The 9783-nt window shown below is 60.4% G+C and carries 6 protein-coding genes; 3 read left to right on the top strand and 3 right to left on the bottom strand.

Translation table 11 applies throughout. The features are described from left to right. The first annotated feature begins 390 nt into the window (after positions 1 to 390). From selA to RMR13_RS04555, 3 genes are all read left to right on the top strand, one after another. Complete coding sequence (gene selA, locus RMR13_RS04565) at positions 391 to 1857, top strand: L-seryl-tRNA(Sec) selenium transferase (protein ID WP_310599458.1); 1467 nt, start codon at positions 391 to 393, stop codon at positions 1855 to 1857. A gap of 54 nt (positions 1858 to 1911) precedes the next feature. Beyond that, complete coding sequence (locus RMR13_RS04560) at positions 1912 to 4029, top strand: tetratricopeptide repeat protein (RefSeq protein ID WP_310599457.1); 2118 nt, start codon at positions 1912 to 1914, stop codon at positions 4027 to 4029. 149 nt (positions 4030 to 4178) lie between these two features. Next, a complete protein-coding gene (locus RMR13_RS04555; RefSeq protein WP_310599456.1) occupies positions 4179 to 5261 on the top strand; it encodes a type IV pilus twitching motility protein PilT in 1083 nt (360 codons plus the stop codon). A gap of 21 nt (positions 5262 to 5282) precedes the next feature. Here RMR13_RS04555 and RMR13_RS04550 read toward each other — a convergent pair whose 3' ends face one another. The 3 genes from RMR13_RS04550 to RMR13_RS04540 form a co-directional block, all read right to left on the bottom strand. Beyond that, on the bottom strand, positions 5283 to 5789 hold the full coding sequence (locus tag RMR13_RS04550) for a PilZ domain-containing protein (RefSeq protein WP_310599455.1): 507 nt from the start codon (positions 5787 to 5789) through the stop codon (positions 5283 to 5285). An 82-nt stretch (positions 5790 to 5871) separates the two neighbouring features. Continuing rightward, on the bottom strand, positions 5872 to 8406 hold the full coding sequence (locus RMR13_RS04545; protein WP_310599454.1) for a DNA internalization-related competence protein ComEC/Rec2: 2535 nt from the start codon (positions 8404 to 8406) through the stop codon (positions 5872 to 5874). After that, positions 8394 to 9770 (bottom strand): 3-deoxy-D-manno-octulosonic acid transferase, encoded by a 1377-nt coding sequence (locus RMR13_RS04540; RefSeq protein ID WP_310599453.1) that lies wholly within the window; start codon positions 9768 to 9770, stop codon positions 8394 to 8396. Before RMR13_RS04540 ends, RMR13_RS04545 begins: the two co-directional genes overlap by 13 nt. Positions 9771 to 9783 lie beyond the last annotated feature (13 nt).

Here is a 9783-nt window from a genome sequence, read left to right as displayed (position 1 = left end):
TTCCAATTCAAAACCAAATAAATCTTGGCCCGCTCGTTTACTGTTCAGTTTTCAAAGATCAAACGCCTAAACTCACACTTCAATTTAGACTCGCTTGTAACTTCCAACTCACCTTGAGGCGAGATCGATAGTTTAGCAGATGTCGCCGGGATGCGCAATGCTTTTTTTAGCGTTCTTTTGATCATGCCGTTTAACGCTTGCGCTTCCTTGAGGCAACGGAGGGCGAAAATACAAAAAGCCCAAGGGAATGTCAACGCCTTTTTTTCATTTGATCGGCTTTGTCCGGGCTTTGTTTTCAACGAGGTGAATTTGTTTTGTTTTTAATTGCTTTCTGCGGTTGCTTTGTCGTACTCTGCCGGTGCTTGCCGCGTGGGTGCGGTCTTTTGCTTTATGTTTTTTTATGTGCGAGGCGCGCAGTCGATATTGTGCATGGACTCACAGCAACAATCTGTTTTTAGGGATATCCCCAGTGTGAATGACTGCATGGGATGGCTTGTCGCATCCGGTACTCTGGACGACATTCCCTTGCAGCGGCTTAAATTTTGTGTTCGCCACTTTTTGGATATTGTCCGGCAATCGATTCAGACCAATCGGAAAACCGGGGCGATTGTGTCCGACCGACAACGCCTGTTGGAGGAATTAGCTCACTTTGTCCGGCAGTATCATGGTCTTGGCCTGCGACGCGTCATTAACGGTACCGGCGTGATCGTGCACACCAATATGGGCCGTTCGCTGCTGCCCATGGGGACAATGGCTACGCTGCGGGCAGCTGCCGCGCACTATTCGAATCTGGAGTTGAACCTGGATACGGGTAAGCGCGGGTCTCGCTACCATCACGTCGAAGGATTGCTCTGCGAATTGACCGGTGCCGAATCGGCCCTGGTGGTCAACAACAATGCTGCCGCGGTGCTGCTTGCCTTGGAAACCCTGGCCAGCGGCAAAGAGGTGATCGTCTCCCGCGGACAGCTGGTGGAAATCGGCGGATCCTTTCGCATTCCCGATATCATGCGACGAAGCGGCGCCCGTCTGGTTGAGGTCGGTACGACCAACAGGACCCATCTGCGCGACTATCAGCAGGCAATCACTGACGATACGGGCCTGCTGCTCCGGGTCCATTGCAGCAATTACCGGATCATCGGATTTACCAGCGAGGTGAACGATGCCGAGTTGATCGGGCTCGGAAAAAAACACGACCTCCCGGTCATGGAGGATCTCGGCTCCGGTTGCCTGATCGACTTGAGTCGTTTTGGTCTGGCCAAGGAGCCGACTGTCCAGGAGGCGGTCGCGGGCGGGATGGACATCGTGACCTTCAGCGGTGACAAGCTGTTGGGTGGTCCGCAGGCCGGAATCCTGGTCGGGCGAAAATATTATATCGATCAAATCAAAAACAATCCGTTGAACCGGGCGTTGCGCATCGACAAATTGACTTTGGCCGCGCTGGAATCGGTGCTCAGGCTGTACCTCGATGAGGCCCAGGCGCTGCGGGAAATTCCCACCCTGGCGATGATCGCGCTGCCCGAGGCGGTCCTGGCGGAACGTGCGCGTGCGCTCTGCGAGCAATGCCACGTCCTGCTGGCGGATTATGCCGTTTTTACCGTCCAGCGTACCTGCTCCCAGGTTGGCGGCGGCGCAATGCCGGAGCAGAATTTGGCCAGTTGGGCCGTGGCCGTGGAACCCATTGCCCTGAAGATCAGCCAGTTGGAGCGCCGACTGCGACAAACCTCTGTCCCGGTTATCGGCAGGGTGGAGGCCGATCGGCTGCTGTTCGATCTCCGGACGATCGCCGCTGACGAAACCGATATCCTGCTCGCCGGTCTCCAGGCCGCCCTGCAGCCAGGCAGGGACGAGCGGACCTGAATTCTGCGCACGTCTCATCACTTCTTTACAAACCGTACCTCTTGACGAACCGATATGTTTTCCCTGAGTGATTTGTATATCCTGCGCCGGCCCATGGCCGAAGAGGCGCAACGGCTTTTGCCCGTCCCTGCCACTGTCTCCTTTGCCGTTTTTTCCACCGACGGTTCAGTGCATCCCCTGGATCAGACTTTGGCGACGCGAACAGGGGCGTCGTCCCCGGCGGAAACGACCATCTCCCGAGAACCCGGCATGCTGGGCGATCGGCTGATCCTGCCGTTGGACTTGCCTTCGGGAGAGTGCGCCGCCGTGGTGATCGGCGATGTCGATCCCGCCCTGTTGCGCAAGATGTCGGGCCGATGGCTGCGAGAAGTGCGGGCTACCTTGCTGCAGGAACTCGAATTGGTGCATTGGGGGTATATCGATCCCGAAGCCGACCTGTACAACAGGCGCGCGGCCATGACCTTTCTGCAGGAGGACCCCGGTGACGCACCGGCTTTCTTTCTCTTGCTGAACACGGCTTTTTACCGGCGAACAGCGGTCGGCAACATCCAAAAATTGCGGGAAATTGCCGACCTGCTGCAAGCGCTGACCCGGATGCACTGCTTTTCGTTTGGCTACGGCGTGTTCGGGGTGCTGCTGCCCGCGGAAAACCGGGAACAGGCCATGAAAACGACCCATTACCTACAACGTCAATTGAAGCAGGAAGGATTGAGCAGGGTGCAGATCGGGTTTGCGCAGGTGAGCGGCGGCGATTGCCAGCCCGCTGCCAACGTGCTGGACCGCCTTTGGCGCGCCCTGGCCCTGGCCGAAAAACGCGGACCCTTCGGACTGTGCGATATCGATTCCATTGACGAGCGCTTTCCCCATCCGTTCCAGTTGCGGCAGCCTGCGGTACTGGCACGACTGAAGCAGCGCTGGCGAGGACTTTCCCGGTTCACGCTTGCGCTTGCTACCCGGCAGGAGGCCAGCCAGTCGGCAGGGGAAATGGCGTGGCCGGATTCGATATCGCTGGCTGGCATGTCTTTGCCGCGGATCGATTTTCTCGGTGAAGAGGAACGCTCGGCCCTGTTCATCTTGCCAGAAGCCGATGCGGCCGCCGCCGAACAGGCGATTGCCGCGATCAGGACGCACGTTCGCGAGCATTGCGGCAAGGATTCGCTTGCCATCGGGATTGCTTCCTGGCCCTGTCTCGACTATGCCAAAAGCGCCATCCCCGGCAACTGCCTCAAGGCGCTTCTGCACGGTTCTTTTCTCGGGTCGGAGATGACCACCGTCTTTGACCATGTCAGCTTAAATGTCAGCGGCGATTTTTTCTTCGAGGAAGGCGATTACCGGGCCGCGATCGGCGAATACCGCCGGGGGCTCCGCTTGCGGCCCGGTGATCCGAACTTGCTCAACAGCCTGGGGGTGGCATTGGTGGAATGCGGCCAGGAGCGGCAGGCGGCAACCTGTTTTCAGGAGGTTTTGGCAAAGGAGCCGGCCAATTACATGGCTCTGGTCAACCTCGGGCATGTGCAGCAAACCCTGGGGCAGCGGGAAAAGGCCCTGGAGAGTTTCGAGCGGGCCTATCGGCTGTTGGAGCAAAGCGAGGCCTCGCCGCAGGAACTGCTCCTGCCCTTGGGCAAACTGTATGCCGAGCTGGGCGACCACGCCAAGGCCTTGGAAGTTTTCGAACATTGGCGGGAGTGTCCGGGCAGCGACCGAGAATTCCTCCTGTTCCGTCTGCTGGGTCAGGCCTATTGGGAAAACGGCCGAGGCGAGGAAGCTGTCAGAGCCTGCCAGCGGGCCTTGCAGCTTTTCCCCCAAGACAGCATTTCGCTCAGCACGCTGGGTTTGCTGTATGTGGAGCTGGGAGAGGGCAATGATATCGGTTTGACCCTGTGCCGCAAGGCGCTGGCGCTGGACAATTTCAACCCGGATCACTGGTGCCGGCTGGGCCGAGCCTTGCTGCATGCGGGGAGTCGCACCGAAGCAGGGGCCGCGACCAGGCAATGCCTGCAATTGCAGCGCAATCATGTGGAAGGCCTGCTGCTTGCCGGCCGGCTCAATGCGCTGGGTATGAAACGAACCCGGGCGAAACAGTGTTTCAACCAGGCAATGGCCGCAAGGGCTTGTACGCCTTCCCAAGTGGAGCGGGCCAGGGCTGCGATCGCCGAATTGGCGGCTTCCTGAGTCCGTACCCGCTCTGCGGATCAATCCGGTCGCGCAAGAAAAGTTGCACGAACCGCATGAAATGCTTCAACATCAACGGTTATTTCTGCTAACCTGCAACAGGAACGATTTGCCGGTTTTCAGCGAACAATGCATGAGGAGCAACGCACATGGCCCAAATTGACGCTTTTTTCAAATTGATGAATGATGAAGGCGCATCCGACCTCCATTTGATGTCCGGGCAGCAACCGGTTCTGCGCGTCCGGGGCGATATGGAGCGCGTGAAATTCAAGGTGCTCGACAACGAATACCTGAAAAGCATGCTCTACGAGATTTGCCCGGAAGATAAAATCAAGATTTTCGAGGAAAACGGCGATCTCGATTTCGGTTACGAGATTCCGGGACTGGCCCGCTACCGTTGCAACTTTTTCCAGCAGAAATACGGCATCGGCGCGGTGTTCCGCGAGATTCCCAGTGAAGTCATGACCTGCGAACAGCTCGGTCTGCCCAAGGTGGTGTCGCGGCTGGCCTCGCTGCCCAAGGGGCTGGTCCTGGTCACTGGCCCGACCGGATCGGGTAAGTCGACCACGCTCGCGGCGATTCTCGACGAGTGCAACCGGACCAGGAAAGACCACATCCTTACCGTGGAGGATCCCATCGAGTTCGTGCACAAAAGCCAGAATTGCGTGATCAACCACCGGGAAGTGGGCACTCATACCAGAAGTTTTTCCGCTGCTCTGCGTGGCGCCCTTCGCGAGGATCCGGATATCATCCTGGTCGGCGAAATGCGCGATTTGGAGACCATTTCCTTGGCCATGGAGGCGGCCATGACCGGCCATCTGGTGTTCGGCACCCTGCATACCATCAATGCCATGAAGACCGTGGACCGCGTGGTGGAAATTTTTCCCGCCAACCAGCAGGGACAGGTGCGCTCCACCTTGGCTGACGCCCTGCGGGCCGTGGTCGCGCAGACTCTGTTTCGGCGGGTCGACGTCAAGGGACGGGTGGCGGCACTGGAAATTTTGATCTGCACGGCGGCGGTCCGCAACTTGATCCGCGAAGGCAAGACCTACCAGATCCCGTCGATCATGCAGACCGGCAAAAAGTATGGCATGCAGACCCTGGACGACGCGATTTTCGAGCTGTTGGAAAAGAAGAAGATCAGTGCCGAGGACGCCTACACCAATAGTTACGAGAAGGCGCGGTTCTTGAAGTTTCTGCGCCACCAGCCCTCGGATTTCACCGAGACCTGATGGGAAGTCGAGTCGATTCGGTTAGATGGCGTACTGGACCAGACAGTTGGCCAGTACTTTGCGCTGCGCCTGGTTGAGGTTGACGAACCGGGCGCAGTTGTTGAGGACCGTGGTTTTGAAACCGTTGTTTTCCACGATCTGCTCGGAGGTGGAGACGATCTCCGCCGGAATCTGTTCCAGGGATGAGCCGTCGTTGCAATTATAGAGATCCAGCCTGAGAGAACGGCGGGTGAGGGGCAGGGCGTTGTAATCCAGGTCGAAGCAGAGGCCGCCTTCGCTGATGTTTTTTATGCGGGCGTATTGGTTCGTGGCCGGAATGCGGACAAGGAAGAAAGACGGCAGCCGTCGGCGGGGGAAGCGCCGCTGCTCCACGCCGATTGCAAAGGTGGCCAGGAGGACAAGCTGCTGATGGCAGTCGGCGCAGGCGCAGGATCGGGCTGTCGGTAGGGTGGCAAGCCAGGAATTCGGTGCACGGTCGATCAGGTTTTTGCCGCCGCAGGCCGGACATTTTCTCCCGAATGCCATCATCGTTGCTCCTCCCTGTTGAATCCAATTTCTTCTTTGTATCTTAACCCTATAGTATACCGCATTATTTCCCGCCTTTCAAGTTTCACTTGCCAAGAGGGGCGTCCTTGCCGGCCTTCTCAAGGCGCAGGCTTTCCCCTGCCCGGGTGGCGACATGCATGTCTTCTCCGTTGGTCCGGACGGTTACGGTCCCGGTCCGTGCGGTGATCAAAGCCGGAATCTGTAGCTGTCGCCACCGTGCGAGGTGCTCTTTGGCCGGATGGGTCTCCTGGCCTCTCCGGCCGGCCGAAACCACGATCAACGCCGGGGCAACCGCATCCATAAAGGATGCTCCGGCCGAGGTGCGGCTGCCATGGTGCGGCGCCAGCAGGACATCGGATTGCACGGCAATGCCTGCCCGAAGCAGCCGGTTTTCGCTCGCATTGCCGATATCGCCCGGAAAGAGAAAGCTGCGCATTTTGTATCGAAGCCTCACCACCAGGCTGCGATCGTTGATCGATCCGGTGGCGTTGGCTCCCGACACATCGTTCATGCCGAGACAGGCGATTTCCACCTCGCGTCCCCCGTATAACATATCCCCGGCCCTGGCAACCCTCGCCGTGCCGCCCTGCTTCCGAATGGTCTGCATCAAGGCCTCGTAGTCCGGTTCCTCGCCCGGATCGCCGTTGACCATTGCCCACTGGGGCCGGAATCGGGCCGCGACAAAAGGCAGGCCATTGTAATGGTCCCGGTGCGGGTGGGTAATGATCAGCCCGTCGAGCCGCCAGATACGTTGCCGCCAGAGAAAGGGCGCGATCAGACTCTGGCCGGGGTCGAACTGTTCGCTCTGGTAGCCGCCGCCGTCGATCAGGATGGCACCGCCGTCGGGCAGTTGCACCAGGGTGCAGGTGCCCTGGCCGACATCAAGAAAGCTGACCGTCAGGTCCTGGCCCGTCTCACGCAACCAAAGCGAGCGGGTGAACGAGCCCGCCAGCACGAGGGTCAGGGCCAGGGTCAACACAAGGTGCCGGGCGGTTTTCCCCGGCCGGAGCAGGAGGACCAGAAGGCAGTAGTACAACACAATTTCCCCCGCGTTGGGGGTGATCGTCCACACCGAGGCGTGGGGCAATCGGGCAACGGCCTCGCTCAGCCAGACCGTCAGCTCGATCGCCGGCCGGCCGACTTGACACAGGAGGGCGGCCAGGTTCGGAAAAACCGGAATCAATGGCAGGGCCAGCAGGCCGCAGGGCAGGGCCCACAGGCAGAGCAAGGGTTCGATCACCAGGTTCATGACCGGCCCGATCAGGGAAACGCGGTTGAAGTGGTAAAGCAGAATCGGCAAGGTGCCGGCCGTGGCGGCCAAGGAGACATACAGCATGGATTGGAGGACGCGAATTGCCCGCCCGATTTGGGGCGAAAGCGTTGAAGGCGCTTCCTCCGGGGTCAGGAACAGCGGCAGGCGGGGGTAGATCAGGTTGATGGCCAGGACCGCGGCGAAGGACAGTTGGAAGGAAGGGGTGAAGAGGGCCAGCGGCGTTACGGCCAGGACAATGAGGGCCGCGCCGGCAATCAGGTGGATCAGGGTCCGCTGCCTACGGACCATCACCGCAAACAGCACCAGCAGTGCCGTGACCAGCGAACGGACGGCAGGGACATTGAAACCGGCGATAAAGGTGTAAAAGAGCAAAATCGGCGCGGTCAGCGTCAGGGCCAGGGTGGGCACATGGACATGGAGCAGCAACCAGGTGCTTCGCTTCAGCAGCCAGGTGAACAGGACGGCGCAGAATACCCCGAGCAGCCCCAGGTGGAGGCCGGATATGGACAGGACGTGAAAGCAGCCGTTGTCCTTGAAGGCCTCGATCAGGCGAGGGGAAATGTTGACGGTGGAGCCGATGAGCAGGGCCTGGAAAAATCCGGCCACGTCACGGTCGAATCGGGCGGCGAAAAACCCGGCGGCATGCTGCCGGATGCGTTCCGGCACAAAGGACAGGTCGCGCCAGCCGGGACGCAACGGCTCCGCCACCGGCACGATCTCGTGGGGAGAGCGAATCCAGCCCGAGCACAGGATGCCTTGCGCCGCCATGTGCAGGCGATAGTCGAAAGCGCCTGGGGTTTGGTAGGTGCTGATGCGGTCCAGGCTGGCCATGACCATCATCTTCTTGCCCGGGACGAATTCCGGGGCAAGGGTTCCGGGAACCGTGAGTCGGACCTTGCCCCGGACTGGCCGGAATGCGGAAGGGGCGGCGGGGTCGTGCGGCAGCAGCGCTTCGCTGTCCAGATCCCAGCGGGTTTGCTCGCCGTCGTATTCGGCCATGGTCAGCATTCGGCCGACCAGGGTCACCTTGGTCGGTTGGGTGACGAAGGTGGCGATATGATGCGGATCGTCGATGGGTTGCAGCGCCCCATGGGTATGTACCAGGCCGGTCAGGAAAAAGGCGAAAAGCGCCGCCAGCGGCCGCAGACGACGGATGAACAGGAGCGCGAGCAGGGATAGGGACAACAGGACAGCCACGATGGCCAGCGGTTCCGGGCCGACCGGCCACCGGGGGGGGAGATAAAAAGCGGCCCCGGCCCCGGCAATGAAACAGATTGCGGCACTGACCAGCAGGTTGTCGGTGCAGCGCCGGATCAACCTTTCCATGGGGATGGAGACATCCCGGACAACAAGGGGGCGATGGCTTCCAGGTGCCTGCGGACGACGCCCCGGTTGGCCACGACACAGGCCCGGGCCGCCTCGGACATCGAGCGCCTCTGTTCCCGGTCGATGAGGAGTTGGTGGAGCAGGTTGTAGAGGCTGTCCTCCGAGTCGACTTGGCCGGCACCGCCGCACCGGATCAGTTCCGCGGCAATTTCGGCAAAATCCTCCATGTGCGGTCCAAAAAGCGCGGGCACCGCCGCCGCGGCCGGCTCAATCGGATTGTGGCCCCCCGAGGCCACCAGGCTACCGCCGACAAAGGCTACCTCGGCCATGGCATAACATCCGGCCAACTCGCCGATGGTGTCGAGGATGAGCAGCGACTCTTGTTTCTGGGGATCGAGGCTCCAGCGGCGGCACACCAGGCCGTGCCCGCCGGCGAGTTCGACGATTTCCTCGGCCCGCTCGATGTTGCGCGGCGCCAGCACCAGCTGGAGATCGGCGATGCGTGTGAGCAATCGCCGGTACACTCGGAACAGAATGGCTTCCTCGCCGCGATGGGTCGAGCCGCACACCCAAAGCGGCGGAGCCACGGCAAATCCGTACCGTTCCTTCTGGATGGCCAGGGCCCCGTGGTTGATCGCAGCCCCGCTCAACAGGCTGGTGTCGAACTTGAGATTACCCAGAGTGACGACCTTGTCCGTCTCCACACCCAAGGCGACCATCTGTGCCGCATCGGCGGCGGTCTGCATGGCAAGCAGGGAAAACGACCGGAACATCGGCAGAAAGAAACGGGAAAATCGGCGGTAGCGGGTCATGGAGGCCGCCGAGATCCGGCCATTGACCAGAACCGTGGGGATTTGGCGGCGGCGCAGGCAGCGCAGCCAATGCCACCAAAAATCGGTTTCCACCAAAAGAAACAGATCGGGGCGGATCACCCGCGTGAAATACGGCACCACCCAGCCCACGTCCACGGGCGCGGCAAGGATGAGGTCGACGTGGGGTGCCAGCAGCTTGCGGGCCACTTCGTCCCCGGCCCCGGTGGTGACGGAAAAAAGAATCCGTGCCTGGGGATGGGCGACCCGCAGGCCGCGCACCAGGGGAACGGCCGAGGTGACTTCGCCCACCGAGAGGGCATGTATCCACAGGGTCGGACCTTTGGCGGAAGGAAGCCACGCCATCTGCGCGGCCAAACCCCAGCCCAGCCTTTTGCCGATTCGGCCGCGGTATTTTTTCCGGCAAGCCAGGGAGATCAGAATCGGCAGCAGCGCCAGGGCCAGGATCGTGGTGAACAAGGGGTAGAGCAACAACATCGGCAGTCGGTATCCTTCAATAAGGGTGGTGCATATTTTTCTTGTTGATACCAGCATTTTGCCCTGCTGT

This window comes from Desulfobulbus sp., assembly GCF_031547805.1.
In the GTDB taxonomy this organism is placed as follows: Bacteria; Desulfobacterota; Desulfobulbia; order Desulfobulbales; family Desulfobulbaceae; genus Desulfobulbus.
This window is presented reverse-complemented; position numbering and strand designations above follow the sequence as displayed.

Coding starts and splice junctions, on each gene's coding strand:
- selA (WP_310599458.1), top strand. CDS start 391: ATGTTTTTTTATGTGCGAGGCGCGCAGTCGATATTGTGCATGGACTCA.
- RMR13_RS04560 (WP_310599457.1), top strand. CDS start 1,912: ATGTTTTCCCTGAGTGATTTGTATATCCTGCGCCGGCCCATGGCCGAA.
- RMR13_RS04555 (WP_310599456.1), top strand. CDS start 4,179: ATGGCCCAAATTGACGCTTTTTTCAAATTGATGAATGATGAAGGCGCA.
- RMR13_RS04550 (WP_310599455.1), bottom strand. CDS start 5,789: ATGATGGCATTCGGGAGAAAATGTCCGGCCTGCGGCGGCAAAAACCTG.
- RMR13_RS04545 (WP_310599454.1), bottom strand. CDS start 8,406: ATGGAAAGGTTGATCCGGCGCTGCACCGACAACCTGCTGGTCAGTGCC.
- RMR13_RS04540 (WP_310599453.1), bottom strand. CDS start 9,770: ATGCTGGTATCAACAAGAAAAATATGCACCACCCTTATTGAAGGATAC.